Source organism: Pseudoalteromonas piscicida (assembly GCF_002744175.1).
In the GTDB taxonomy this organism is placed as follows: domain Bacteria; phylum Pseudomonadota; class Gammaproteobacteria; order Enterobacterales; family Alteromonadaceae; genus Pseudoalteromonas; species Pseudoalteromonas piscicida_B.
This window is the reverse complement of sequence record NZ_NKHF01000036.1, coordinates 21,423-47,177: the sequence shown is the minus strand read 5'-3', so window position 1 is coordinate 47,177 and position 25,755 is coordinate 21,423. Positions and strand designations below refer to the sequence as shown.

22 protein-coding genes are annotated in these 25,755 nt (G+C 43.5%); 18 read left to right on the top strand and 4 right to left on the bottom strand.

Annotation, left to right across the window (positions count from 1 at the left end):
- Together uup and CEX98_RS08020 are read left to right on the top strand one after the other, a co-directional pair.
- Positions 1-1,917 (top strand): ATP-binding cassette ATPase Uup, encoded by a 1,917-nt coding sequence (uup, locus tag CEX98_RS08025; RefSeq protein ID WP_099641574.1) that lies wholly within the window; start codon positions 1-3, stop codon positions 1,915-1,917.
- Positions 1,918-1,925: 8 nt separating this feature from the next.
- Entirely contained in the window at positions 1,926-3,653 is a 1,728-nt protein-coding gene (locus CEX98_RS08020) for a DUF3466 family protein (RefSeq protein ID WP_099641573.1), read from the top strand.
- Between the two features lie 257 nt (positions 3,654-3,910).
- Here CEX98_RS08020 and CEX98_RS08015 read toward each other — a convergent pair whose 3' ends face one another.
- Positions 3,911-4,420 (bottom strand): DUF2062 domain-containing protein, encoded by a 510-nt coding sequence (locus CEX98_RS08015; protein ID WP_099641572.1) that lies wholly within the window; start codon positions 4,418-4,420, stop codon positions 3,911-3,913.
- A gap of 20 nt (positions 4,421-4,440) precedes the next feature.
- On the opposite strand from CEX98_RS08015, the gene CEX98_RS08010 reads away from it, so the two are divergent.
- From CEX98_RS08010 to tcdA, 7 genes are all read left to right on the top strand, one after another.
- Positions 4,441-6,645, top strand: a complete 2,205-nt coding sequence (locus CEX98_RS08010; RefSeq protein ID WP_347337896.1) for a DNA internalization-related competence protein ComEC/Rec2 — start codon at positions 4,441-4,443, stop codon at positions 6,643-6,645.
- A gap of 62 nt (positions 6,646-6,707) precedes the next feature.
- The gene (msbA, locus tag CEX98_RS08005) at positions 6,708-8,447 is read left to right on the top strand and encodes a lipid A export permease/ATP-binding protein MsbA (RefSeq protein WP_099641570.1); all 1,740 of its coding nucleotides are present in this window, start codon (positions 6,708-6,710) and stop codon (positions 8,445-8,447) included.
- Entirely contained in the window at positions 8,448-9,431 is a 984-nt protein-coding gene (gene lpxK / locus CEX98_RS08000; RefSeq protein WP_099641569.1) for a tetraacyldisaccharide 4'-kinase, read from the top strand. It begins immediately after the preceding gene.
- Complete coding sequence (locus tag CEX98_RS07995; RefSeq protein WP_099641568.1) at positions 9,421-9,618, top strand: Trm112 family protein; 198 nt, start codon at positions 9,421-9,423, stop codon at positions 9,616-9,618. The genes lpxK and CEX98_RS07995 overlap by 11 nt, the downstream gene beginning before the upstream one ends.
- Positions 9,606-10,367: a 3-deoxy-manno-octulosonate cytidylyltransferase gene (gene kdsB / locus CEX98_RS07990; RefSeq protein ID WP_099641567.1), complete on the top strand. Its 762-nt coding sequence runs from the start codon at positions 9,606-9,608 to the stop codon at positions 10,365-10,367. Before CEX98_RS07995 ends, kdsB begins: the two co-directional genes overlap by 13 nt.
- Complete coding sequence (locus tag CEX98_RS07985) at positions 10,354-11,019, top strand: TIGR01621 family pseudouridine synthase (protein WP_099641566.1); 666 nt, start codon at positions 10,354-10,356, stop codon at positions 11,017-11,019. Before kdsB ends, CEX98_RS07985 begins: the two co-directional genes overlap by 14 nt.
- 1 nt (position 11,020) lies before the next feature.
- Entirely contained in the window at positions 11,021-11,818 is a 798-nt protein-coding gene (gene tcdA, locus CEX98_RS07980) for a tRNA cyclic N6-threonylcarbamoyladenosine(37) synthase TcdA (RefSeq protein WP_099641565.1), read from the top strand.
- 19 nt (positions 11,819-11,837) lie between these two features.
- Here the strand turns inward: tcdA and CEX98_RS07975 are convergent, their stop codons facing one another.
- The 3 genes from CEX98_RS07975 to CEX98_RS07965 all read right to left on the bottom strand — a co-directional run bounded on the left by CEX98_RS07975 (position 11,838) and on the right by CEX98_RS07965 (position 14,853).
- A complete protein-coding gene (locus CEX98_RS07975; RefSeq protein WP_099641564.1) occupies positions 11,838-12,245 on the bottom strand; it encodes a SufE family protein in 408 nt (135 codons plus the stop codon).
- Between the two features lie 4 nt (positions 12,246-12,249).
- Positions 12,250-13,464: an aminotransferase class V-fold PLP-dependent enzyme gene (locus CEX98_RS07970; RefSeq protein ID WP_099641563.1), complete on the bottom strand. Its 1,215-nt coding sequence runs from the start codon at positions 13,462-13,464 to the stop codon at positions 12,250-12,252.
- 102 nt (positions 13,465-13,566) lie between these two features.
- Entirely contained in the window at positions 13,567-14,853 is a 1,287-nt protein-coding gene (locus CEX98_RS07965; protein ID WP_099641562.1) for a citrate synthase, read from the bottom strand.
- Between the two features lie 417 nt (positions 14,854-15,270).
- Between CEX98_RS07965 and sdhC the strand changes: the two genes are divergently transcribed.
- From sdhC to CEX98_RS07920, 9 genes are all read left to right on the top strand, one after another.
- Entirely contained in the window at positions 15,271-15,648 is a 378-nt protein-coding gene (sdhC, locus tag CEX98_RS07960; RefSeq protein ID WP_125252744.1) for a succinate dehydrogenase, cytochrome b556 subunit, read from the top strand.
- The gene (sdhD, locus tag CEX98_RS07955) at positions 15,639-15,986 is read left to right on the top strand and encodes a succinate dehydrogenase, hydrophobic membrane anchor protein (RefSeq protein ID WP_099641561.1); all 348 of its coding nucleotides are present in this window, start codon (positions 15,639-15,641) and stop codon (positions 15,984-15,986) included. Before sdhC ends, sdhD begins: the two co-directional genes overlap by 10 nt.
- Positions 15,987-17,759: a succinate dehydrogenase flavoprotein subunit gene (sdhA, locus tag CEX98_RS07950; protein WP_099641560.1), complete on the top strand. Its 1,773-nt coding sequence runs from the start codon at positions 15,987-15,989 to the stop codon at positions 17,757-17,759.
- A 10-nt stretch (positions 17,760-17,769) separates the two neighbouring features.
- Positions 17,770-18,489 (top strand): succinate dehydrogenase iron-sulfur subunit, encoded by a 720-nt coding sequence (locus CEX98_RS07945; protein ID WP_099641559.1) that lies wholly within the window; start codon positions 17,770-17,772, stop codon positions 18,487-18,489.
- 84 nt (positions 18,490-18,573) lie between these two features.
- Positions 18,574-21,387: a 2-oxoglutarate dehydrogenase E1 component gene (locus CEX98_RS07940; protein ID WP_099641558.1), complete on the top strand. Its 2,814-nt coding sequence runs from the start codon at positions 18,574-18,576 to the stop codon at positions 21,385-21,387.
- A 10-nt stretch (positions 21,388-21,397) separates the two neighbouring features.
- Positions 21,398-22,888, top strand: coding sequence for a 2-oxoglutarate dehydrogenase complex dihydrolipoyllysine-residue succinyltransferase (odhB, locus tag CEX98_RS07935; protein WP_099641557.1), 1,491 nt, complete (start codon positions 21,398-21,400; stop codon positions 22,886-22,888).
- Positions 22,889-23,061: 173 nt separating this feature from the next.
- Entirely contained in the window at positions 23,062-24,228 is a 1,167-nt protein-coding gene (sucC, locus tag CEX98_RS07930; RefSeq protein WP_099641556.1) for an ADP-forming succinate--CoA ligase subunit beta, read from the top strand.
- Entirely contained in the window at positions 24,228-25,100 is an 873-nt protein-coding gene (gene sucD, locus CEX98_RS07925) for a succinate--CoA ligase subunit alpha (RefSeq protein WP_099641555.1), read from the top strand. The genes sucC and sucD overlap by 1 nt, the downstream gene beginning before the upstream one ends.
- Before the next feature lie 69 nt (positions 25,101-25,169).
- On the top strand, positions 25,170-25,733 hold the full coding sequence (locus CEX98_RS07920; protein WP_099641554.1) for a Crp/Fnr family transcriptional regulator: 564 nt from the start codon (positions 25,170-25,172) through the stop codon (positions 25,731-25,733).
- Positions 25,734-25,755 lie beyond the last annotated feature (22 nt).

Genomic DNA, 25,755 nt, shown 5'->3' with positions numbered 1-25,755 from the left:
ATGGATCTTATTAGAATCGCCAAAGCCCAATTGGCTTTTGGCTCTCACCCAATACTTGACCAAGCTGATGCAGTGATTGAGTCAGGCGAGCGTGTTTGTATTGTCGGGCGTAACGGCGCCGGTAAATCCACGTTACTTAAAGTGCTTGATGATCAAGTTCAGCTTGATGATGGCGAGATAAACCGTGTTGGTGGGCTTAAGGTATCTAGACTTGAGCAGGATCCACCAAAAGGAGCCAATGGCTCAGTGTTTGATTATGTTGCCAACGGCTTACCTGAAGCAGCTGAGCTACTAATTGAGTTTCATGAAGTTAGTGAAAAGCTACAAACCAGTCAGTCTGATAAACTCATGACCAGGCTCGAACGGTTGACACAACGATTAGAGAGTGAAGACGCGTGGCGTTTTGAATCAAAGATCAAGCAGGTGCTGAGTCAATTGCAACTTGATGCCAATATGCGACTTGAAGAGCTTTCGGGTGGCTGGTTGCGTAAAGTGGCACTGGCGAAAGCGCTGGTTAGCGACCCAGATCTATTACTCTTAGATGAGCCGACCAACCACCTTGATATGCAAAGCGTTATTTGGCTAGAGCAGTTTTTAAAAGAGTTTAAAGGCGGTATCGTGTTTATTTCGCACGACCGTGCCTTTATTCGCGCAATGGCGACTCGGATCTTAGATTTAGATCGCGGCAAGCTGGTTTCTTATCCCGGTGATTACGCGCAATATCTAGAGCAAAAAGCCCACGACTTAAAAGTTGAAGAACAACAAAATGCCTTGTTCGATAAAAAGCTTGCTGAAGAAGAAACTTGGATCCGTCAAGGGATTAAAGCGCGCCGCACCCGTAACGAAGGCCGTGTACGCGCATTAAAAGCATTGCGCGTTGAACGTAAACAACGCATTGAACAACAAGGCAAAACTGACTTTAATATTGAAACTGCTGATCGCTCCGGCAAATTGGTATTTGAAGCAAAGCACCTAGATAAAGCATTCTCGCAAAAAGTGATTGTTAAAGACTTTTCAACTTTAGTGATGCGTGGCGATCGCATTGGTTTAGTTGGGCCTAATGGTGCGGGTAAAACTACCTTATTAAAAATGCTATTTGGCGATATCGCGCCAGATTCAGGCTCTGTAAAACAAGGAGTAAACCTTGAAGTTGCTTACTTTGATCAATACCGAGAAAAACTAGATGAAGAAGCAACGGTACAAGATAATGTCGCTGAGGGAAAACAAGAGGTCATGATGGGGGGGCGCTCTCGTCACGTTTTAGGGTACTTGCAAGACTTTTTGTTTCCGCCTGCCAGAGCTAGGACACCCGTTAAGGCGTTGTCTGGCGGAGAAAAAAACCGTCTATTATTGGCTAAGTTATTCTTAAAACCTTCCAATATTATTGTATTGGATGAACCGACCAATGACTTAGATATTGAAACGCTGGAGCTGCTAGAAGAAATCTTGAATCAGTATCAAGGTACGGTCTTAGTAGTAAGCCATGACCGAGAATTTATTGATAACACCTGCGGTAGTGTTTGGGCGTTTGAAGGTGAAGGACAAGTAACTGAAATAGTAGGTGGCTACAGTGACTTTGAGTTGTATCAGCAAAAGCGCTTACAACAAAAAAAGGAAGCTGAAAAAGTACATCAAGAAAAGCAGCAAGCAGTTCCGGTTAAGAAAGAACCAGCGCCAGTACGAAGTAATAAGCTGAGTTACAAATTAAAACTTGAATTAGAGTCATTGCCCAGTAAAGTAGAAGATCTTGAAGAGGCTGTGAACAAACAACAAGCACTGGTGAGCGATCCAGACTTCTTTAAACAAGATCAAAAAACCACTCATGAGGCATTGAACCATTTGGCTGAACTTGAGTCGAAGCTGGAAGCCGCGTTCGAGCGTTGGGAAGAATTAGAAGCATTACAGAATCAGCAGTAAGGATTAAAATGAAATTTAAACTATTAGCCGCGAGTGTCGCCGTTGCGCTATCGCAGCAAGCAGTCGCTGCAACGTATCAATTAACAGAATTACCTAGATACGAAAATGGTAAACATACTATTATATCAGATGCCAATGAGGCAGGTGAAGTTATTGGTCAAGCATCTAGCTTATTTGGTGTAAAAATTGATGTTTCCTATATTGATTTTAACGACTCAACACTGACAAGTTTTTACGAAACCGAAGAGAGCCGATTAAAAAAAATTGATGAAGAAATAACCTTCACGTTGGATGACATTAAAAATAATGATGCAGCAAACACCAATGCGCAGGCTCATGTTTTTATGTTGTCTTATATTTCTTCGACAAACCGCTCACAGTCAATGCAGTATCAAAAAGTCGAACGATCTCTTTCAGTCACTTTCGACAACAACTCAGCTGAAGAATTTGTTGTATTCGATGAACAGTCTCCAGATTATGACGGCTTGACTCGCTCGGTAGAAAATTACTTAACGAGCATTACCGATGATGGCACGATCGTCGGGTGGGGCTCTGCGCCTTACCAAAAGATTACCTTTACGCCTGAAGGTGAAACGGAAGAAGAAACGTATTTTGTAAGAGATTGGCGTAAAAAAGGTGTCATGGTCACACCTGCTGGTGAAAAAATTCGATTAGAACCAGCCTTTACTGAATATGGTGGCTTTTCTATAGCTGTAGATATCAAGAAAACCATTGATGGTGGTTACGTTGTTGTTGGTCAAAGCTCAACTGCGTTATCTGATCGGGCAATAGAAACGATAGAAGATAATTGTGATGGTGTTGATGAGCCTGTTGAAGTGTGCACTCAAAGTGTTACCGCACCCTTTCATACCCGCGCCTATAAATGGACCTTTGACAACGATTTTAACTTAATCGACACGACTGATTTAGGGCTTGCTTTTACACCAGATGAAGACGATGAATTAGCTTATTCAAGTATGGCAACTGCGACTAATGCAAGTGGGCTTGCTGTTGGCTTTTCTCGTGCTCGTCGACAAAGCGATGACGAACGGTTGCCATATGAACAAGCGGTTTACTTTAAAGACGGTGAAATCAAGCGTATTAAAGAAGTTGAAAGCTATTATGAATATAGCAAAGCGGTTGATGTAAACGACAACGGTATTATTGTTGGTGTATTTGGTCGGTTAACTGGCAGTTCGAGAGATAATAACTCAACCGGCTTTTATTTTGATACCAACACCTCGGAATTCAAAGAAATACCGGGGTACTATGAAAATTCGATAACCAAAGTTGGGGATATTAATAACAATGGTGTTGTCGTTGGCCATGGTGTGGCTACCAAAAGTGATAGTATCTTTGACCGTGAAGCCTTCATATACGAAATCGGGGCTGAGAAGGTGGTAAACATCAACTCACTACTTCCTTGCCGTGGAGATGATTTCCCATACACGGTAGCTGAAGCGGTTAAGATCACTGATGACAACAAAATCTACGCCATTGCGAGAAAAACTGTTGAGAGGCGTAACACGTTAGGTGGCATTGAGAAGGACAGTAGCGGTGAAATCGAGTATGAATCTGTTACCTTACCTGTCTTGCTTACACCAATCGCAGGTGAGCCAGAGAGTTGTACACCACCAGAAGCAGAAACCTACGAGCGTCAATCGGCAAGTTGGTCTTGGTTGACTTTATTAGCTTTACCTTTAGTCGCCTTAAGAAGAAGACGTAATACCAATTGAGTTAATTCTCTAAGCAATTTGAAGGATGAAATAGCATACAGCGTCGTTAAAAATTTCTCATTTAGAGCAACTAAATAGCAAAATTTTTGCCTAGCTACTCACGCTATTTCTGTGCTTCAAATAGCTCATTTACTTAATACATTTGGTATAAAGTATATATAAGTTTTACGAGATACAAAAAACTAACGGGCTTTTTTTGTGCTTATAAATTTTACAAAATCCACATGGTGCCAATACAAAACTCAGCTATACTTTCGTTAATCTTGACCACGGTTTTGCCACGCTTTGTTCACCGAACGTCGCCATAAATAATCGATACCGAAAAAGCCAATAATTGCAGCTAGGGTTGCACAAATGACAGAGCCAACCATAAATGCTGGTCCTATTGTAGTGATGCTTTGCGCTAACCATTCCCAGCTCGGTTCGAAGTGGAATGGTTGCTGTTCTTGCCCTAGCGCAAAAACGCCAACCAAATACGAGCAATAGAAGATAGGTGGCATCGTCAGGGGGTTGGTGATCCACACTAACGCAATAGATAAAGGCAAGTTAACGCGAAATGGAATCGCAAGTGCTGCCGCTAGTACCATTTGAAAAGGAACAGGGATGAAAGCAAAAAAGAGCCCCACCGAGAATGCGCCTCGCGCTGAGCGCCGATTAAGATGCCAAAGATTGGCGTCATGGAGCAGTTTGCCAAAGATTTTTAATGATTTTTGTTGTTTGATTTTATTGTGATCAGGTAAAAAGCGTTGGATCGTTTTTTTCGCCATTTGCAGCTGCATCTACTTGGATTCTGATATGTTTTGGAATAGTAATAGGGTGCTTTACTGCGGTATTTCTCCTCGATAACTGGAGAATAGCTGCGATAAGCCTATTCCTCTACTTCATAGGCCGCTATTCTAAGCCTTTTTATCGCATATTGGCAGGATTTATTTTAGGGATTTTCATTGTTCTTGTTCATTACCTCGTTTTTCACCAGTTAAATATTCAGCAACAGTGGCTTGATGGGCCCATTTCTATATCGGGCTTGGTTACTGAAGTTAAGCAAACCCCGGCTGGAGAATCCTTAGTCATTGAAATACAGCAATTCGAGAATAAGGCGCTGCCAAGCTGGAAAACAGTTAAAGCCAAACTATATCGAAATTCAGCGTTGCCAGTTTTAGTCGTCGGAAATACCGTGGAGATGCGAGCAAGTTTGAAGCGTTATCGTAGCCGTATTAATATCGGACTTTTTAACGCGGAACTGCATGCTTTTCGTAAGCAGGTTTATTTTAAAGGCAACGTTAAAAAAATAGACGCAGTTCACCATCACTTTAATTGGCGGCTAAACTATCGTGTCAAGCTAGCTAACATGCTTGATGGCTTAGAGTATAACTGGCTTTATTATATACTTTTGAGTGGAGATACGAGCAAATCAAATTATGCTCATACACAGCAATTTAGAGAGCTTGGGTTGAGCCATTTGTTGGCAATCTCAGGCCTTCATATTGGTATTGTGTTTACCATTGCCTTCTGGCTAATAAAGGCAATCTTGTATTGCTGGCCTATGGCGCTTCCGCAATCTATCAATTTACATCAAATTTGTTTATTGTCGGCGTTATTGTTCTGTGCCAGCTATGTCTTTTTATGCGGGTATAGCGTTTCTGCAACTCGTGCACTGCTCATGGCCACAACATGGGTTGGATGTTATTGTTTAGGACTTCGGTTGAAATCGAGCGAAGTGTTAACCTTGGCATTAGTGGGGGTATTGATACTCGACCCATTCGCGTTACTCAACCCCGGTTTATACTATTCATTTTTTGCAGTCGCTATCATAGTTGCCTTGATCCAAAAAGCCCGTAGCGGCTGGTTTGCAAAATTTGTTGTGCTAGCCAAGTTACAACTTGCTCTATTTGTTCTCCTTATGCCGCTCAACCTTTATTTTTTTGCAGGGATCAGTGTGATTTCGCTGATAGCGAACTTGGTAATTATTCCTCTGGTATCATTCGTTGTTTTTCCAGCCCTGATCGTTCATATTGGATTGCTCTCTAGACTCGGCTGGGAGCAGCCGTTAGCGTTAATCGATGATTTGCTTGCTTATATTATACATCTGCTAACTAGCTTACCAATTGGTTGGTTAGCTGCGCCAAGCAGTTCATCGCAGTTACTACTGTGTATTTATTGGTGTGTTGTATTGCTGTGGATACTTAGAAGTTACCTAGGCTTATTACCCTTATTGATTTACTTCGTTGATATTGAGCTTAAGCCATCACCAAACTGGCAGCTTGATGTGTTTGATGTCGGACACGGAACCGCAGTATTAATTTCGAAGAATCATGACGGGCTGTTGTATGATCTGGGAGCAAATTATTTTGGTTACTTTTCTATTTTTGATTTTGTGGTTAAGCCCTACTTGCTAAATAACAAGATTGCGTTGAAGACAACGGTGATCAGTCATAATGATGGCGATCATAACGGTGGGTTAGGGGCCTTGTATAAATATGATGGTGGCCGATCTTTACAACAATTTCATGGCGCAGGGGAACCATTAGGGTGCAAACTTGGCGCACAGACATTTCAAGGGCTTAAAGTCCATGCATTGTGGCCCAAAGCAATATCGAGTAATGACAATAACAATTCGTGTGTGATCAGCGTGAGCGATGGTCAATTTACGGTTTTGCTTCCAGGTGACATCGAAGCGACGGTTGAGAAGCAATTAGTGGCTGAACATAAAACAGCGTTAAAAGCCGATGTTCTGCTGGTGCCTCACCATGGTAGCAGCAGCTCGTCGAGCGACGAATTTATCAAAACCGTAGCGCCTAAAATCGCTATATTCTCTCGTGCCTATTACTCACCTTGGAAGATCCCAAGTAATAAGGTTATCGCAAGATATAAAAAAGCCGGAGTTAAACGCTTGGATACGGCACTTGATGGCCATATAAAGATCCTATTCTTTGAACACAAAATTGCTATTGAACGTGGAAGAGTACTGGAAAATTACTGGTTTCTCAGATAATCCATTCAGTTTTAATGATTTGAAAGTTACAATAATGCCATATAGAAAAATAGAGGCTGGCAATGCAACCAACTGATAAACAAATTTACGCTAGATTATTTAGTTACGTTAAAGACTTTAAACTAGCCGCCATATTTTCAGTGATTGGCATGATAGGTTATGCTGCAATGGATGCGTCTTTCATCACTTTGATGAAGCCATTTATAGATGACGGGCTTACTGAAGGAAATAGAGAGGTACTTAAATTAGCCCCCCTTGTTGTGATAGGTCTTGTGATAGGTCGTGGTATTTCAAACTATATGGCATCCTACTGTTTATCTTACGTTGGCTCCCAAGTTGTACGTTCTCTTAGGCAGCAGTTATTTGAACATATGTTGTATTTGCCAGTATCTTTCCATGATAAACACTCAAATGGTGAGCTTATTTCAAAGCTCACATTTGACGTAGAACAGGTACAACAAGCTGTAACTAAGGCTCTCCAGGTAATGATCCGTGAAGGGGCATTTGTTCTGTTTTTACTTGGGACTATGTTTTACGCAAGCTGGCAGCTGTCACTAATCTTCTTAATTGTAGTACCTATAGTTGCAGTTATAGTAGCCGTAGTATCAAAGCGTTTTAAAAAGATTTCGAAGAATATCCAAGATGCAATGGGTGAGGTAACTAAAAGTTCTGAACAAATGCTGTCAGGCCATAAGGTCATTCACGGTTTTGGTGGTCAAAAAAAGACCATTTTTCACTTTGCTAAATTGAACAATCATAATCGACAGCAAAGAGTGAAGATGGATGCGACTAAGGCGTTAAGTGTTTCGGTCATTCAGATAATAGCTGCAAGTGCTATGGCCGTTATATTAGCTATATTGGCAATGCCATCAATGGCTGGAGAGATTTCTCCGGGCACGTTTACGACGTTAATCTCATCGATGATGGTGATGCTTCGTCCACTAAAACAACTGGCTAACGTAAATAGCGATTTACAACGAGGTATTGCTGCAGCCAAAAGTGTCTTTGCAGTGTTAGATTTAGAACAAGAAAAAGACACAGGGACTCAGTCGTTGGTGCGTGCACAAGGTGATATTAAAGTTAAAGACCTAACCTTCACTTACCCATCAAAAAATGAGCCTGTGATAGAATCTTTGAGTCTTGATATAAAGGCGGGTCAGAATATCGCTTTGGTTGGTCGCAGTGGCTCTGGAAAGTCCACAATTTCCAATCTATTACCGCGCTATTACGATATTGATGCCGGCAGTATTGAGCTTGATGGTATTAATATCAATGCATATAAACTGGCGGACTTACGAGCACAGTTTTCAATTGTATCTCAGCAAGTTGTACTGTTTAACGATACCATTGCCAATAATATCATGTATTCGTTGGACCAACCCTTGTCTCACGAGGCATTAGAAAGTGTGGCAAAACAAGCACATGTTTGGGAGTTTGTTAAAGACCTACCGGATGGGTTAAATACCATTGTGGGTGAAAACGGGGTGATGCTTTCTGGTGGTCAACGCCAGCGTATTGCTATTGCTCGAGCGATTGTTAAAGATGCACCTATCCTAATTTTGGATGAGGCGACATCAGCCCTAGATACTGAGTCTGAGCGCTTGATCCAGCAGGCGTTAGAAGAACTAATGCAAAACAAGACAACCATAGTGATTGCCCACCGTTTGTCAACCATTGAGCGTTGTGACTGCATTTACGTGCTAGACAAAGGCAAAATAATAGAGCAGGGCGAACACCAGCAGCTGATCTCACAGCAGGGCGTATACCATGCGCTTTGTAAAATGCAATTTGGTGAACACTAAATGGCATCAAAAATAGAACAGAGCTGGTATAACAGGCCAAGCCTGTTGACCCTCTTATTGCTCCCTTTTGGACTACTATTTGGGTTGTTAAGTAACATACGAAGGTTACTTTATAAGTTGGGTTTAAGCCAAGTTTATAAAGCACCTGTACCTGTAATTATCGTCGGTAATATTAGCGTTGGTGGTAATGGAAAAACGCCTTTTGTGCTGTGGCTTGTCCCTTTTCTTGAAGCGTTAGGGTTAAAGGTTGGGATAATCAGCAGAGGCTATGGTGCGAATCCGCCTTCAACCCCATTTTTGGTAACCAAAGATACGTCCACAGAGCAAGGTGGCGACGAGCCGAGCTTATTGGCACAGCGACTAGGTTGTCCTGTAATGATAGGCTCTAATAGGCAAGCTAGCATCGAGCAATTACTGCGAAATCATGAGATTGATATTATTGTCAGTGACGATGGCTTACAGCATTACCAGCTTGCTCGTGATATTGAGTTTTGCATTGTGGATGCCGAGCGCAAGTTTGGCAATGGCTTGTGGATGCCAGCAGGACCACTACGAGAATTGCCCAAGCGTCTCAATTCAGTCGATTTGGCCATATATAATGGTGGCGTGAGCACGTATTCCTACTCACTAGAAGCATCCGGCTTTTTTCATGTTGCGGACGACACTCATGCGGCTGAAAGACAAAATAAGGGGGTTTCAGTGTGTGCAATTGGCAACCCCGCTAGGTTTGAAAACACCTTAAGAGAAAAAGGGGTTGAGCTTGTAGGTTGTCAACACTTTGCCGATCACCACCCTTATCAAGCCTCAGACTTTACGCAGTTTGGCGAAGACGCTATTTTTATGACAGAGAAAGATGCGGTAAAGTGTCGAACATTTGCAAAAGACAATTGGTATTACCTCAGAGTTGATGCCAAACCCACACAAGCGCTTGAACAAGCGGTAATAGAATTACTTAAAAAGAAAGAGATCTATCATGGCCTTTGATACCAAGTTACTAGAAATAATCGCCTGCCCAGTGTGTAAAGGCAAGTTAAGATACGACAAAGAAAACAAAGAGTTAATCAGCACAGCCGCGAAACTGGCCTATCCAATTAAAGATGATATTCCCGTGCTATTAGAAAACGAAGCTCGTGAATTAAGTAGCGAAGAGGTTGAGCAGTGGAATTCGTAGTTGTTATTCCCGCTCGCTATGCTTCAAGCCGGTTACCTGGCAAGCCACTGGCCGACATCGCGGGCAAACCTATGATCCAACATGTGTATGAGCAGGCTAGTCAGTCTGGTGCATCGCAGGTTTATATTGCTACAGATCATAACGCGGTATTCGATGCTGCAAAACGCTTCACTGACAATGTGTTGATGACAAGAGACGACCATCAGTCAGGCACAGAAAGACTAGCCGAAGTGGTAGAGCAACTGAACCTTGACGAACAAACCTTAGTGGTTAATGTGCAAGGAGATGAGCCATTACTAGAGCCTGACAATATCGCTCAGGTAGCGGCGTTATTGCATCATTCAGACGCCCCTATGGCGACACTGTGTGTGGATGTGGAAGATGTAGAAGAAGTGCTGAATCCGAATGCGGTGAAAGTAGTGTCGGACATCCACGAAAATGCGCTTTATTTTTCTCGAGCTTCCATCCCGTTTCAACGAGATAGCATGTTGCAGCTTGATAAAACGCGCATTCCTGTTGGGCACTTTAAGCGCCATGTGGGGATTTACGCTTATCGCGCCGGGTTTATTCAAACCTATTTGTCGTTAAGTGTGTCGCCTCTAGAAGTGCAAGAGTCGTTGGAGCAATTGCGGGTGCTATACCACGGCTATAAGATCAAGGTAGCAAAGGCGATTAAGCCAGTACATGCCGGTGTCGATACACCTGAAGATCTGCTGCGTGTCCAAGAGATATTAAATGAACAAACTTAACCTGATCGCCGATGAGGCAGACTATGTTGTCGCATATAAGCCTGAAGGCGTTAGCTTTCACAGTGAAGAAGAAGCGGGCTTTGTGGCATTGCTCAGTGAGCAATTAGGTTATGCACTGTTTCCTGTGCATCGCCTTGATAAAGTCACATCAGGATTGATTTTGTTAGCTAAATCTAGCGAAGCCGCTAGGCAGTTTACGGTGATGTTTTCAACTCGACAAATAGACAAATATTACTTGGCAATGGTCTCCGACAAGCCTAAGAAAAAGCAGGGTTGGATCAAAGGGGATATGGCTAAATCCCGTCGCGGTACGTTTAAGCTGGTTAAAACAAAGTTAAACCCAGCGATAACTCGGTTTTACTCTTGTTCTGTTGGGACCAAATTACGGGCGTGTATAATTAAACCGTATACGGGTAAAACACACCAGATCCGCGTTGCTCTAAAAAGCATTGGAGCACCGATTTTGGGGGATGCCGCCTATAGCGGCGAACCTGCCGACAGAGCGTATTTACACGCCTATTGTTTGGAGTTTGAGTGGCAAGATAGGCGTGTAAGCTATCAGGCGCCACCGCCAAATGAAGGGGCATTTGCTCATCTACTAACACATGAAATATTTGCAAGTTGGCAAAAGCCAAGTCAATTAGAGTGGTAACATGACTGATTCAAATACAGAACTTAGATTTGGCGGTATTGGTCGTCTTTATGGTCGTACTGAGTTAGAGGCATTAACGCAAGCACATTTTTGCGTTATTGGCATCGGTGGTGTTGGCAGTTGGGCTGTTGAAGCTTTAGTGCGCACAGGTATTGGCAGAATCACGTTAATTGATATGGACGATATCTGCGTAACTAATATCAATCGTCAATTACATGCCCATAGTAATAGTATTGGCATGCAGAAAATCGAGGCGATGCGCGAACGTTGCCTTGCTATCAACCCTGATTGTGAAATCAACCTAATCGATGATTTTTTGATGTTAGATAACATTAGAAACTACATTCAAGGTTTTGATTATGTCATTGATTGCATCGATGCCGTTAAAGAAAAAGCGGCATTAATTGCACATTGTAAGCGTAACAAGATACCAGTGATCACCACTGGAGGGGCTGGCGGTCAAACCGATCCTAGCCAGATACAGTACGGGGATGTTGCCAAGACAACTCACGACCCATTGCTGGCAAAAGTGCGTTATATTCTCAGAAAACAATATAACTTTAGCGATAATCCAAAACGTAAGTTTGGTGTGGATTGCGTGTATTCTACAGAGCAACTTGTTTATCCAAGTACAGACGGCACCGTATGTAAAATGAAGCAACAAGCTGAAGGCGGAAAAAATATGGACTGCGCTACAGGCTTTGGCTCTGCTACGATGGTAACCGGTAGTTTTGGTTTTTTTGCCGCTTCTAAAGCGATTCGTAAGTATCTAGATAAACAAAGCAAAATCAGCAAATAAGTGTGCTCGTTTGAGCACCTTATCGCAATCGGTTTGCGTTCGTTTGGATCTGTTCGACAATCGCGCGGATCCCATTCCCTCTAGACGGACTTAAATGACTTATTAGCCCAAGCGATTCGAACAGTGCATAAGCGTCAAATTGGCTCGCTTGCTCTGGTGTTTTTCCAGCATATGCCGCAATAATGATAGCAAGTAGCCCTTTGACAATACGCGTATCAGAGTCGGCAATCAGTACCAGCTGCTGTGCGTTTTCATCGAGGTCAACATATAGCCAAACTTTGCTATCACAGCCAGATACTAACGCTGAGTCAACCTTCAAAGCCTCTGGCAGAGTGGGAAGTTGCTTCCCTAGCAGCATTATTTCGCGGTATTTGGCCTGCCAGCCATGACCCTCAGAAAGTTTTTTTGTGATATGTTCAATATTCATAAGATTAATCTAATAATTCTATTGTGGCTTTTAGTGCATTAATGAAGTGCTCAATATCATCTTCGTTATTATAAAAAGCCAAACTTGCCCGTACAGTGCCGTTCACATTAAGCATTTTCATGAGTGGTTGAGTACAGTGATGCCCACTTCTGACTGCAACTCCGTACGTGTTGAGTAGCGTCGCAAGGTCATAGTGGTGCTCATTTTTGTAGTTAAAGCTGACTATGCCAACATTATTGTTGGTATCACCGTACACAGTAACGCCTGCGATCTTAGTTAGCTTTTCTAAAAGTGAGTGATAAAGCACTTGTTCATGGCGCTGAAGTGCCATTGAGTCAATACCGTTTAGGTAGTTTATTGCCGCTGCAAACCCAATAACACCTGAGATATTCGGTGTACCAGGCTCGAATTTACCTGGTGCGTCACGGTAACTGGAGTGTGCAAATGTCACCTCGTGGATCATTTCGCCCCCAGTTTTGTAGACGGGCAGGGCATTAAGCAATGCATATCGGCCGTAAAGTCCACCAACACCCGTTGGACCCAGTGACTTGTGAGCAGAAAAAACATAAAAGTCGCAGTCTAATGCTTTTAGATCTGGTCGCAAGTGCATTAAAGACTGAGCACCATCAATAACCGTTTTAGTCCCGAGGGCTTTACAGAGCTTAATTAAGGGCTCAATTGGCTGGATATTACCCAAGGCATTAGAAACATGTCCGATCGACAAGATATCCGGTTTATGTGCCTGTAACAGCGCAATAGCCCCTTGTTCATCAAGCACACCGCTTTCAAGCATAGGTAAAACCAACAATTGTGCACCAGTACGTTTACAAGCTTCTTGCCAAGGTACGATGTTTGCGTGATGCTCAAACGGGCTAATCACTATCTTACTGTTAGCATTTAAGCCGTTACTAAGGCAGTGAGCCAATAAATTTAATGATTCTGTGGCACCGCTTGTCCAGACAATTTCTTTAGCTGAAACATTTAAAAAGGTGGCAATCGTTTCCCTTGCGCCTTCGTACCGAATTGTGGCGTTTTCGCTCAGCGTGTGTAAACCTCTATGTACGTTTGAATTTTCATTTTCATAAAAATTTTTAATGACATCGATTACTTTGTTCGGTTTTTGCGCGGTTGCAGCTGAATCTAGATAACACAAAGGTTGTCCATCAAGCTGTTTATTAAAAATGGGAAAGTCATCGCGCAGAGCGTGGATATCAGTCATAACGTACCTGAGTTAAATTAGCAGCGGGATTTTAACGAATAAGCGGAAATAATAAAACAAAAAAGGCCGCAAAAGCGGCCTTCTCATAATAAAACGCCAGTATTATCTGTCGTTTTTAGCTTTGTAGTCGCGAGACGTGTAGCCTTTGTAAAGCTGACGTGGACGACCAATTTTGTGTCCTGGTTGAGATAGCATCTCGTTCCAGTGAGAGATCCAACCCACAGTACGAGACATAGCAAAAATAACCGTGAACATACTGGTAGGGATACCAATCGCTTTTAAGATGATCCCTGAGTAGAAGTCTACATTCGGATATAGCTTCTTCTCGATGAAGTAAGGGTCCTCTAGGGCAATTTGTTCAAGTTTCATTGCAACGTCAAGCAGTGGATCTTGAATGTTTAGCTCTTTAAGTACTTCGTGACACGTTTGACGCATTACTGTCGCTCGTGGGTCGAAGTTCTTGTAAACACGGTGACCAAAGCCCATTAGACGGAACGGATCGTTCTTGTCTTTTGCTTTTGCAACGTACTCGTCAATGCGGTCAACAGAGCCGATTTCTTCTAGCATTGTTAAACATGCTTCGTTTGCACCGCCGTGTGCTGGGCCCCAAAGAGAAGCAATACCAGCTGCGATACACGCGTAAGGGTTCGCACCTGAAGAGCCTGCAAGACGTACTGTTGATGTAGAAGCGTTTTGCTCGTGGTCTGCGTGAAGCATGAAAATACGATCCATTGCTTTTGCAAGCACTGGACTTACTTCATAATCTTCAGCCGGTACAGAGAACATCATGTGTAAGAAGTTTTCTGCGTAGCTCAAGTCGTTGCGTGGGTATACGAACGGCTGGCCGACGTTGTATTTGTACGCCATTGCTGCGATTGTTGGTAGCTTAGCAACCAATTTAATTGCACAACGCATACGTTGATCTTCATCAGAAATATCAAGATCTGAATGATAGAACGAAGATAATGCACCAACTACACCGCATAGCATAGCCATAGGGTGTGCATCTACACGGAAGCCTTGGAAAAACGCTGCGATCTTCTCGTGCATCATGGTGTTGCGAGTAATCTCATCTGAGAACTCAGCTAGTTGTTCTTCGCTTGGTAATTCACCATTCAATAATAGGTAGCAAAGTTCAATATAGTTAGAATTTTCAGCAAGTTGCTCAATTGGATAACCGCGGTGAAGCAGTACACCTTTGGCACCGTCAATGTAAGTGATAGACGAGTCACAAGAGGCAGTCGACATAAATCCTGGGTCATAAGTAAATAGGCCGTGAGCGCCTAAAGAACGAACGTCAACTACGTCTTGACCAGCTGTACCTTCGTAAATTGGTAACTCAATCGGATCGTGACCATCAATATGGACTGTGGCTTTTTTATCTGCCATCTATTTGTCTCCTATTTAATAACAATATTCTGATTGTTATGTTGTGATACTAATGTTAAGCAAATTCAGATCATTCTAACTTATAACCTAGGTTAAAAGTCAATTTTTCTGTGATTTATGCATAAATGTATAATAAATATTCTATAACGATTAAATATTAGACCATTCGCTAATTCGCAAGCGTCTCTATCTAAACAAGAATTGTAAAAGGGCGCATAGCCTTATATACTGTCAACGGTTTTATACCGTATCGTCTGTGGGTAAACCTATTTTTACATCAATTTTTTACACTCGAGTGAACTTTTTGGTGTCCTAATTGGTTTATCTAGAGTGTGCCATCTACATTTGCAATATGTAGGTGGGTTTCATAAAAACAAGTAGATGAGCTCCTTTGTGGGCAAAGATGGGCAAGTAACTGTGAAAAAGCAAAGACCTGTAAATCTAGATCTTACGACTATATCTATGCCGCCAACGGCTAAAGCGTCGATTCTTCACCGTGTCACCGGTGTTGCTTTCTTCTTCGCTTTGACCTTTGTGATTTGGGCTTGGTCTGAATCCCTTTCTTCTCCTGAAGGCTTCGAGTTTGTAAAAGAACTGATGTCTGGCTTTATTGCGAAATTTATCGCATGGGGCACCCTAACTGTATTGTCTTACCACATCATCGGTGGTATCCGTCACATGATCCAGGATATGGGACATTGGGAAGAATTAGAATCAGGCAACAATAGCGCAAAGATTGCATTAGCACTTTGGGTTATCGTAGCAATTTTGGCTGGAGTATGGATATGGTCTTAAATCAAGCGACTCTAAAGCGTGATGGCGTACAAGACTACGTGTCACTGCGCGCGACAGCGTTAATTATCCTAGCTTATGCGGTATTCATCGTAGGCTACCTTCTATTGACTCCTGAACTGACGTATGAAGCTTGGTCAGGGTTGTTCTCAAATCTTGCTGTTAAAGCAGCAACAATGATTACACTCGTTTGTATCATGGTGCACACACGCATTGGTTTGTGGCAAGTTCTAACAGACTACGTTAAGAACTCAACAACTCGCACTATCCTTGGCTTTGTATTAAACCTTATGGCTTTAGCTTACGTAGCTATTGGTCTGTTTGTTCTGTGGGGTGTTTAAGTGAAATATAACGTACGTGAATTTGACGCAGTAGTAGTGGGTGCGGGCGGCGCGGGTATGCGCGCAGCACTGGCTATCTCGGAATCAGGCAAAACTTGTGCTCTTATTTCAAAAGTTTTCCCAACTCGTTCTCACACAGTATCTGCGCAAGGTGGTATCACTGTAGCGCTAGGTAACTCTCATGAGGATAACTGGGAATGGCACATGTACGATACGGTGAAAGGGTCTGATTACATCGGTGACCAAGACGCTATCGAGTATATGTGTAAAACAGGTCCAGAGGCGATCACTGAGCTTGAGAATATGGGTTTACCGTTTTCTCGCTTTGAAAATGGCCGCGTATACCAGCGTCCTTTCGGTGGTCAGTCGAAAAACTTTGGTGGTGAGCAAGCGGCTCGTACAGCAGCTGCAGCAGACCGTACTGGTCACGCATTACTTCACTGCCTGTATCAGCAAAACGTAAAGAATAAAACAAACGTTTTCTCTGAATGGTACGCGCTGGACCTAGTAAAAAATGACAATGGCGATGTAGTTGGTGTAACTGCAATCGACATCGAGTCAGGTGAAATCACTTATTTCAAATCTAAAGCTGTTGTACTAGCAACTGGTGGTGCAGGTCGTATTTACGCATCAACAACGAACGCTCACATCAACACTGGTGATGGCGTTGGTATGGCGGTACGAGCTGGTATTTCTATGCAAGACATGGAAATGTGGCAGTTCCACCCAACGGGTATTGCTGGTGCTGGTGTACTAGTAACAGAAGGTTGTCGTGGTGAAGGTGGTTATCTTCTAAATAAAGACGGCGAACGCTTCATGGAACGTTATGCGCCAAACGCGAAAGACCTAGCATCACGTGACGTTGTAGCACGTTCAATGATGACAGAAATTCGTGAAGGTCGTGGTTGTGAAGGTCCTTGGGGTCCGCACATCAAGCTGAAGCTTGACCACTTAGGTGCAGAGACACTAAACCTACGTCTACCAGGCGTATGTGACCTTGCGAAAACGTTCGCACACGTAGACCCAGCTGAAGAGCCAATTCCAGTTATTCCTACTTGTCACTACATGATGGGTGGTGTACCTACAAACGTAAATGGTCAGGTTCTGAACGTTGATAGTCAAGGCAACGAAAAGATCGTTGAAGGCTTGTTCGCAGTAGGCGAGATTGCGTGTGTATCTGTACACGGTGCAAACCGTCTGGGCGGTAACTCTCTACTTGACTTAGTAGTATTCGGTCGTGCGGCGGGTAACTTCCTTGGTACTTACCTGAAAGATGCTGAAATTGCTAAAGAAGCAAGCAACGACAATGTGGACGCTGCACTGGCGCGTACTAATCGTTGGGAAACATCGGCGAAAGGTCAGGGCGAAGACCCTGTACAAATCAAGAAAGACTTGCAGCAATGTATGCAGCTTAACTTCTCGGTATTCCGTGAAGGTGATGCAATGGCTGAAGGTCTTAAAGAACTTAAAGAAATTCGCGAGCGTCTACAATACGCACGTCTTGACGATAAGTCTGCTGAATTCAACACGCAACGCATTGAGTGTCTAGAGTTAGATAACTTAATGGAAACTGCGTACTCGACAGCGGTGGCTGCAAACTTCCGTACGGAAAGCCGTGGTGCACACTCTCGCTTCGACTACCCAGATCGTGATGATGAAAACTGGTTGTGTCACTCTATTTACAGTCCAGAGACTGAGTCTATGAGCAAGCGTGAAGTTAACTACGCACCTAAGACTCGTGAAGCATTCCCACCGAAAGCACGTACATACTAGGAGCTAAGCGATGGCAACTTTAGAATTATCTGTTTATCGTTATAATCCTGATGAAGATGCAGCACCACGCATGCAGGACTACACTCTAGAAGTAGAGGAAGGTCGTGACATGATGGTGTTGGACGCTCTGATGCAACTTAAAGAGCAAGATCCATCTTTATCTTTCCGTCGTTCATGCCGTGAAGGGGTGTGTGGTTCAGACGGTATTAATATGAATGGTAAAAACGGCCTTGCCTGTATTACTCCGATTTCTGCATTGCAGAATGGTGGTAAAGGCAAAGTGGTTATTCGTCCATTACCAGGTCTTCCGGTTATCCGTGACCTAGTAATAGACATGAGCCAGTTCTATACGCAATACGAGAAGGTTAAGCCATTCTTGATCAACGACAAGCCAACAGGTGGTGAAGAACGTCTTCAATCAATTGAAGATCGTGAAAAGCTAGATGGTTTGTATGAATGTATTCTTTGTGCATGTTGTTCAACGTCTTGTCCTTCTTTCTGGTGGAACCCAGACAAGTTCATCGGTCCTGCTGGTCTTCTACATGCTTATCGTTTCTTGGCAGATAGCCGCGATACAGCAACAGAAGAACGCCTTGCAGATCTTGATGACGCGTTCAGCGTATTCCGCTGTCACAGTATTATGAACTGTGTTAGCGTATGTCCTAAGGGCCTTAATCCAACTAAGGCAATTGGACAAATTAAATCAATGTTGTTAAACCGTTCGGTATAACACATACTACTAGCTAAGATGGCAAGCAAAAGCTTGCCATCTTGTTTTCGTTTGAGTTTCTGCGCTAGATAAAAGGGCTAATAGATGCACGAAGGTGTGATGAAGGCATGGCTAGAATCTTCGCATTTGTACGGCGGTAACGTTGCGTACGTAGAAGATCTATATGAGGCGTATCTAGATGATGCAGCTTCAGTGCCAGAAGAGTGGCGAGAGGTGTTTGATCAACTGCCAAAAGTTGATGGTGTGGATGTTGACACTAAACATTCAGAAGTAAGAGCGCAATTTGCAGATCTTGCTAAAAACAAACACAGAGAAGTCGTGGTATCCGCAGAAGGGTCTGCTGATGCCAAGCAAGTTAAAGTTCTGCAGTTAATTAATGCATTCCGTTTCAGAGGTCATCAGAACGCTAACCTAGACCCGTTAGGGATTTGGGAAAGAGAACGTGTTCGCGATCTTGACCCTGCTTTTCATGATTTAACTGACGCAGACTTAGATAAAGAATTTAATGTTGGCTCTTTTGCTTGTGGCAAAGAGACAATGAAACTCAAAGACTTGTACGCTGCACTCAAAGCGACTTATTGTGGCTCTATCGGTGCCGAGTACATGCACATCACTTCTACCGAAGAAAAACGTTGGTTACAACAACGTTTAGAATCGACCTTCGCTAAGCCGCAATTCGACAAAGAAACTAAGCTAAGAATTTACAAAGGGCTTACCGCAGCGGATGGCCTAGAAAAGTATCTAGGCGCGAAATTCCCTGGTGCGAAGCGTTTCTCACTAGAAGGCGGCGATGCGCTGGTACCCATGCTGAAAGAACTGATCCACCGTGCAGGTGAAAGTGGTCAGCAAGAAGCAGTAATCGGTATGGCTCACCGTGGTCGTCTAAACGTGCTAGTGAATGTATTGGGTAAAAACCCACAAGAACTATTTGATGAGTTCGCTGGTAAATACGGTGAGCAAGCAGGTTCAGGTGACGTTAAATACCATATGGGTTTCTCTTCAGATTTCGGTACGAAGGGCGGCAATGTGCATATGGCATTGGCATTTAACCCATCACACCTTGAAATTGTAAACCCAGTTGTAATGGGATCGGTACGTGCTCGTCTTGACCGCTTAAATTGCCAAAGTGGATCTAAAGCATTACCAATCACAATTCACGGCGACTCTGCAATTGCAGGTCAAGGTGTAGTACAAGAAACGTTTAACCTATCGCAAACACGTGCATACGGCGTTGGTGGTTCAATTCGTATTGTTGTGAACAACCAAGTTGGTTTCACTACATCTAAACGTGAAGATACGCGTTCGACTGAATACTGTACTGATATTGCGAAAATGGTTCAGGCACCAATTTTCCACGTTAACTCAGATGATCCTGAGGCGGTTGCGTTTGTTACACAAGTTGCACTTGATTTCCGTAACAAGTTCAAGCGTGACGTGGTGATTGACTTAGTATGCTACCGTCGCCACGGTCACAACGAAGCTGATGAGCCAAACGCAACTCAGCCGTTGATGTATCAAAAAATTAAAAAGCACCCAGTACCGCGTCAGTTATATGCTGAGCAGTTGGTTCGTGAAGGTGTGATTTCTGAAGAAGATGCAAAACAACTTTCTGACGAATACCGTAACGGTCTAGATAAGGGCGTTTGTGTAGTCGAAGAAATCCAAAAAGAAACTAAGCACTCATCTGATTGGTCTAAATATGTTGGTCACGATTGGGACACGCCATATGAGCCAAAAGTTGAACTAGAAAAACTAAAAGCGCTTGGTGAACAAATTGCCTCTTACCCTGAGACACACAAAGCACAATCTCGTGTCAAAAAGATCTACGACGATCGCAAATTAATGGCGAAAGGCGAGAAAATGCTTGATTGGGGTATGGCTGAAACACTAGCTTACGCTACTCTAGTCGACGAAGGTACGGACGTACGCTTAACTGGACAAGACTCTGGCCGTGGTACATTCTTCCACCGTCATGCGGTTGTTCACAACCAAGCTGACGCGTCAACGTATCTGCCACTGCAAAATATCCGCGAAGGCCAAGGCTTATTTGAAGTATACGACTCGGTACTTTCTGAAGAAGCGGTATTAGCATTCGAATATGGTTACGCAACAGCAGAGCCTACATCACTAGTATTGTGGGAAGCCCAGTTCGGTGACTTTGCTAATGGAGCGCAAGTTGTATTCGATCAGTTCTTAAGCTCTGGTGAGCAAAAGTGGGGCCGTTTATGTGGTCTAACATTATTGCTACCTCATGGCTATGAAGGTCAAGGTCCTGAACACAGTTCATCACGTCTAGAGCGTTACTTGCAGCTTTGTGCTGATCACAATATGCAAGTTTGTGTGCCGTCGACACCTGCGCAAGTTTATGCAATGTTACGTCGTCAGTCGGTACGTCCACTGCGTCGCCCATTGATAGTAATGACGCCGAAGTCACTATTACGTCACCCGCTGGCTGTTTCTAGTCTTGAAGAACTATCTGAAGGCGTATTCAACAACATGATCGACGAGATTGATGATATCAATCCTGAAAACGTTGAGCGTGTTGTATTCTGTAGCGGTAAAGTATACTACGAACTATTACAAGAACGTCGTAAGCAAGAGCTAAACAACGTTGCTATTGTTCGTGTTGAACAATTATATCCGTTCCCTCATAAAGAGATGGACGAGATTATGGCTCGCTACCAGCACGTTAAAGATTTTGTTTGGTGTCAAGAAGAGCCACAAAACCAAGGTGCTTGGTACTGTTCACAGCACCATTTCTGGGAAGCTATTCCAGCTGGCGCGAATTTGACGTATGCAGGTCGTAAGGCTTCTGCTGCTCCAGCATGTGGATATATGTCTACACATACTAAAGAACAAAACGCGTTAATTGCTGACGCTTTAACAATTAAGAAATAAGGAATAAGAGATGACAACCGAAATTAAGGTTCCTGTTCTTCCTGAGTCTGTTGCTGATGCAACGGTTGCTACATGGCATGTAAGCGTTGGCGATAAAGTGACTCGTGATCAAAACTTAGTTGACATCGAAACTGATAAGGTCGTTTTAGAAGTGGTAGCGCCTGAAGACGGTGTTATCGTTGCGATTTCTGAAGAAGAAGGCGCAACTGTTCTTGGCGAACAAGTTATTGCACAACTAGGTGCTGCTGATGAAGCAGCTCCTGCTCAATCAAATGAAAAACCAGCAGCGTCAGAATCGGCGCCAGCATCAGAAGGTAAAGAAGTGGACATTAAAGTACCTGTACTTCCTGAGTCAGTAGCAGACGCTACTATCGCAACTTGGCACGTTCAACCAGGTGAAGCGGTTAGCCGCGACCAGAACCTAGTTGATATTGAAACAGATAAAGTGGTTCTTGAAGTTGTTGCACCTGAAGACGGTGTGATGGGTGAGCACATTCACGCTGAAGGTGAGACCGTACTAGGTGATCAAGTTATCGGTAAAATCGTTGCCGGTGGCGCGCCAGCTGCATCATCAAGCGAGAAGAAAGAAGAAGCGCCAGCCGCTGCTTCTGACGAAAACTCAGATGTATTAACTCCATCTGTTCGTCGTCTTATCGCAGAGAAAGGCCTTGATGCTTCTAAGATCAAAGGGTCTGGTAAAGGCGGTCGTATTACTAAAGAAGACGTGGATGCTTTCCTTAAAGCACCTGCAAAATCAGAGTCTAAGCCTGCAGCTTCTGCACCAGCAGCGCCTGTAGGTGAGCGTACACAAAAACGTGTACCAATGACGCGTCTTCGTAAGACAATCGCTAACCGTCTATTAGAAGCGAAGAATTCAACAGCAATGTTGACAACGTTCAACGAAGTAAACATGAAGCCAATCATGGATCTTCGTAAGCAGTACCAAGAGGTATTCGAGAAGCGTCATGGTATTCGTTTAGGTTTCATGTCTTTCTACGTGAAAGCGGTAACTGAAGCGCTTAAGCGTTTCCCTGAAGTTAACGCGTCTATCGATGGTGACGACATTGTTTACCACAACTACTTCGATATCAGCATCGCAGTATCTACACCTCGTGGTCTAGTGACTCCGGTATTACGTGATTGCGATAAGCTATCAGTTGCAGAAATCGAAAAGAACATTCGCGAGCTTGCTATTAAAGGTCGTGACGGTAAGCTAACTGTTGACGATATGACTGGCGGTAACTTCACTATCACCAATGGTGGTGTGTTTGGTTCACTACTTTCTACGCCTATCATCAACTTGCCGCAGTCTTCAATCTTGGGTATGCACAAAATCCAAGAGCGTCCAATGGCAGTAAACGGTAAGGTTGAAATCTTACCTATGATGTACTTAGCGCTATCTTATGACCACCGTCAAATCGATGGTAAAGAGTCAGTGGGCTTCCTAGTAACGATTAAAGAGTTGCTTGAAGATCCAACACGTCTACTACTAGACGTATAATATTTGTTTAAAGAATAAGCTGTATGCTCGCATACAGCTTTTTTTTTGCGCCTTTGGTCTAAGTGGGGTTTTCATCAGAAGCCTTGGGATCTATACTATGTGCGCAATTTGGGATAGCTGATTATTTGCATAAATATTCAGCTTTTTTAGTATAAAAAATTGGATAAAGCATCATGAATTTGCATGAGTATCAGGCAAAACAACTTTTTGCCGAATATGGTTTACCTGTATCAGAAGGCTTTGCTTGTGATACACCTCAAGAAGCAGTAGAAGCTGCTGGTAAAATCGGTGGAGACAAGTGGGTTGTTAAGTGTCAAGTACACGCAGGCGGCCGTGGTAAAGCTGGCGGTGTTAAACTTGCAGACAGCAAAGACGAAATCCGCGCATTCGCTGAAAACTGGTTAGGTAAAAACCTAGTTACTTACCAAACAGACGAGAAAGGTCAGCCAGTAGCTAAAATCTTAGTAGAAAGCTGCACTGATATTGCAAATGAACTATACCTAGGCGCTGTTGTTGACCGTGGTTCACGTAAAATCGTGTTCATGGCATCAACTGAAGGTGGTGTAGAGATTGAACAAGTTGCAGAAGAAACTCCTGAACTAATTCACAAAGCTGAGATCGACCCACTAGTAGGTCCTCAAGCTTACCAAGGTCGTGAGCTAGCGTTCAAACTAGGTTTGAACCCAACTCAAGTTAAGCAGTTCACTAAGATCTTCATGGGTCTAGCGCAAATGTTTATCAACCACGATTTTGCATTACTAGAGATCAACCCTCTAGTAATCACAGACGCTGGCAACCTACACTGCCTAGACGGCAAAATCGGTGTAGACGGTAACGCATTGTTCCGTCAGCCTAAGATCCGTGAATTCCACGATCCTTCACAAGAAGATGCGCGTGAAGCACACGCAGCAAGCTTCGAGCTTAACTACGTTGCACTAGACGGTAACGTTGGTTGTATGGTTAACGGTGCAGGCCTTGCAATGGGTACTATGGACATCGTAAACCTACACGGTGGTAAGCCAGCTAACTTCCTAGATGTTGGTGGCGGCGCGACGAAAGAGCGTGTATCTGAAGCATTCAAGATCATCCTTTCTGACGACAACGTTAAAGCAGTACTAGTTAACATCTTCGGTGGTATCGTACGTTGTGACATGATCGCTGAAGGTATTATCGGTGCGGTTAAAGAAGTTGGCGTAAGCGTACCAGTAGTTGTACGTCTTGAAGGTACTAACGCTGAAGCTGGTCGTGAAGTACTAGCTAACTCAGGCCTTGACATCATTGCAGCTGAGTCACTAACTGACGCTGCTGAGAAAGTAGTTGCTGCTGCGGAGGGCAAATAATGTCTGTACTAATTAACAAAGATACTAAAGTAATCTGTCAAGGTTTCACTGGTGGTCAGGGTACATTCCACTCTGAGCAAGCTATCCAGTACGGTACACAAATGGTTGGTGGTGTTTCTCCTGGTAAAGGCGGCACAACTCACCTAGGTCTACCTGTATTCAACACTGTACGTGAAGCGGTAGAGTCTACAGGTGCTACTGCATCTGTTATCTACGTACCAGCAGCTTTCTGTAAAGACGCTATCCTTGAAGCGATCGACGCAGGTATCGAGCTAATCGTATGTATCACTGAAGGCATCCCTACATTAGATATGGTTGATGTTAAAGTGAAGCTAGAAGAAACTGGCGTTCGCATGATTGGTCCTAACTGCCCAGGTGTTATCACTCCAGGTGAAACTAAGATCGGTATCATGCCAGGTCACATCCACATGCCAGGTAAAGTAGGTATCGTGTCACGCTCTGGTACTTTGACTTATGAAGCAGTTAAGCAAACTACTGACGCTGGCTTCGGTCAATCTACTTGCGTTGGTATCGGTGGTGACCCAATCCCAGGCACTAACTTCATCGACGTACTAGAGATGTTCCAAAACGATCCGCAAACTGAAGCTATCGTAATGATCGGTGAGATCGGCGGTACAGCTGAAGAAGAAGCGGCTGAGTACATCAAGCATAACGTAACTAAGCCTGTAGTTTCTTACATCGCTGGTGTTACTGCTCCTCCAGGTAAGCGTATGGGTCACGCTGGTGCAATTATCGCAGGCGGTAAAGGTACAGCTGACGAGAAGTTCGCAGCACTTGAAGCAGCGGGTGTTAAAACAGTTCGCTCTCTTGCAGAAATCGGTTCTGCACTAAAAGAGAAAGCGGGTTGGTAAGTTAATACCACACGTTAAAAAAGGCTCCTGATGGAGCTTTTTTGATCTGCTTAACTCAGCGAGGGGATTATGCCTTTTCACACACTGGGCCAGCTTTGTGAAACCACAAAAAATGAGATTTTGACACTCATTCAGCAAAGCCCTACGTTAGACATTAAACACTTCAGCCGTAATGAAATATTGCTACAGCAAGGGCAAATGCAACGCTATGGTTTTTTTATTCATTCAGGCAAGCTAGTGTCATCTGTGGTGAATGATGTAGGAGAGTTAAGACACAAGGAGTTTTACTTTCCTGGTGAGCTTTGTATTTTATATGCTGAGTGGATCCAAAATGCACCTAGCTACTTTCAAATATCTGCTCTGGAAGAGGCGGAGGTTGTACTGGTTCCTTTGTCTTTGCTGGCACAAGATAGTTTTCAAGCACTTAAGATCAAGTTATTAGAGCAACAGCTTTTGTTTAAAGAGGCAAAAGAAGCATTCTTACTTCTAAATACAGTAGAGCAAAGGTATTGCTTCTTACGTGATGAACGTCCTCATTGGCTTGCTAGTTTGGCAAATTATGATCTTGCTAACTATCTAGGCGTGACACCTCAAGGATTATCACGACTAAAGTCACGAGTCAACAAGACATAAGCGTCGATAATCTAGCTCTAAC

Bases quoted from the DNA above. Each gene is read 5' to 3' on its own strand.
- CEX98_RS08015 (WP_099641572.1), bottom strand. From the start codon at position 4,420: ATGGCGAAAAAAACGATCCAACGCTTTTTACCTGATCACAATAAAATC.
- CEX98_RS08020 (WP_099641573.1), top strand. From the start codon at position 1,926: ATGAAATTTAAACTATTAGCCGCGAGTGTCGCCGTTGCGCTATCGCAG.
- CEX98_RS07945 (WP_099641559.1), top strand. From the start codon at position 17,770: ATGGCAACTTTAGAATTATCTGTTTATCGTTATAATCCTGATGAAGAT.
- odhB (WP_099641557.1), top strand. From the start codon at position 21,398: ATGACAACCGAAATTAAGGTTCCTGTTCTTCCTGAGTCTGTTGCTGAT.
- CEX98_RS07985 (WP_099641566.1), top strand. From the start codon at position 10,354: ATGAACAAACTTAACCTGATCGCCGATGAGGCAGACTATGTTGTCGCA.
- sucD (WP_099641555.1), top strand. From the start codon at position 24,228: ATGTCTGTACTAATTAACAAAGATACTAAAGTAATCTGTCAAGGTTTC.
- uup (WP_099641574.1), top strand. From the start codon at position 1: ATGGATCTTATTAGAATCGCCAAAGCCCAATTGGCTTTTGGCTCTCAC.
- CEX98_RS07920 (WP_099641554.1), top strand. From the start codon at position 25,170: ATGCCTTTTCACACACTGGGCCAGCTTTGTGAAACCACAAAAAATGAG.
- tcdA (WP_099641565.1), top strand. From the start codon at position 11,021: ATGACTGATTCAAATACAGAACTTAGATTTGGCGGTATTGGTCGTCTT.
- sdhD (WP_099641561.1), top strand. From the start codon at position 15,639: ATGGTCTTAAATCAAGCGACTCTAAAGCGTGATGGCGTACAAGACTAC.
- CEX98_RS07970 (WP_099641563.1), bottom strand. From the start codon at position 13,464: ATGACTGATATCCACGCTCTGCGCGATGACTTTCCCATTTTTAATAAA.
- CEX98_RS07940 (WP_099641558.1), top strand. From the start codon at position 18,574: ATGCACGAAGGTGTGATGAAGGCATGGCTAGAATCTTCGCATTTGTAC.
- lpxK (WP_099641569.1), top strand. From the start codon at position 8,448: ATGGCATCAAAAATAGAACAGAGCTGGTATAACAGGCCAAGCCTGTTG.
- sucC (WP_099641556.1), top strand. From the start codon at position 23,062: ATGAATTTGCATGAGTATCAGGCAAAACAACTTTTTGCCGAATATGGT.
- msbA (WP_099641570.1), top strand. From the start codon at position 6,708: ATGCAACCAACTGATAAACAAATTTACGCTAGATTATTTAGTTACGTT.
- CEX98_RS07995 (WP_099641568.1), top strand. From the start codon at position 9,421: ATGGCCTTTGATACCAAGTTACTAGAAATAATCGCCTGCCCAGTGTGT.
- CEX98_RS07975 (WP_099641564.1), bottom strand. From the start codon at position 12,245: ATGAATATTGAACATATCACAAAAAAACTTTCTGAGGGTCATGGCTGG.
- CEX98_RS07965 (WP_099641562.1), bottom strand. From the start codon at position 14,853: ATGGCAGATAAAAAAGCCACAGTCCATATTGATGGTCACGATCCGATT.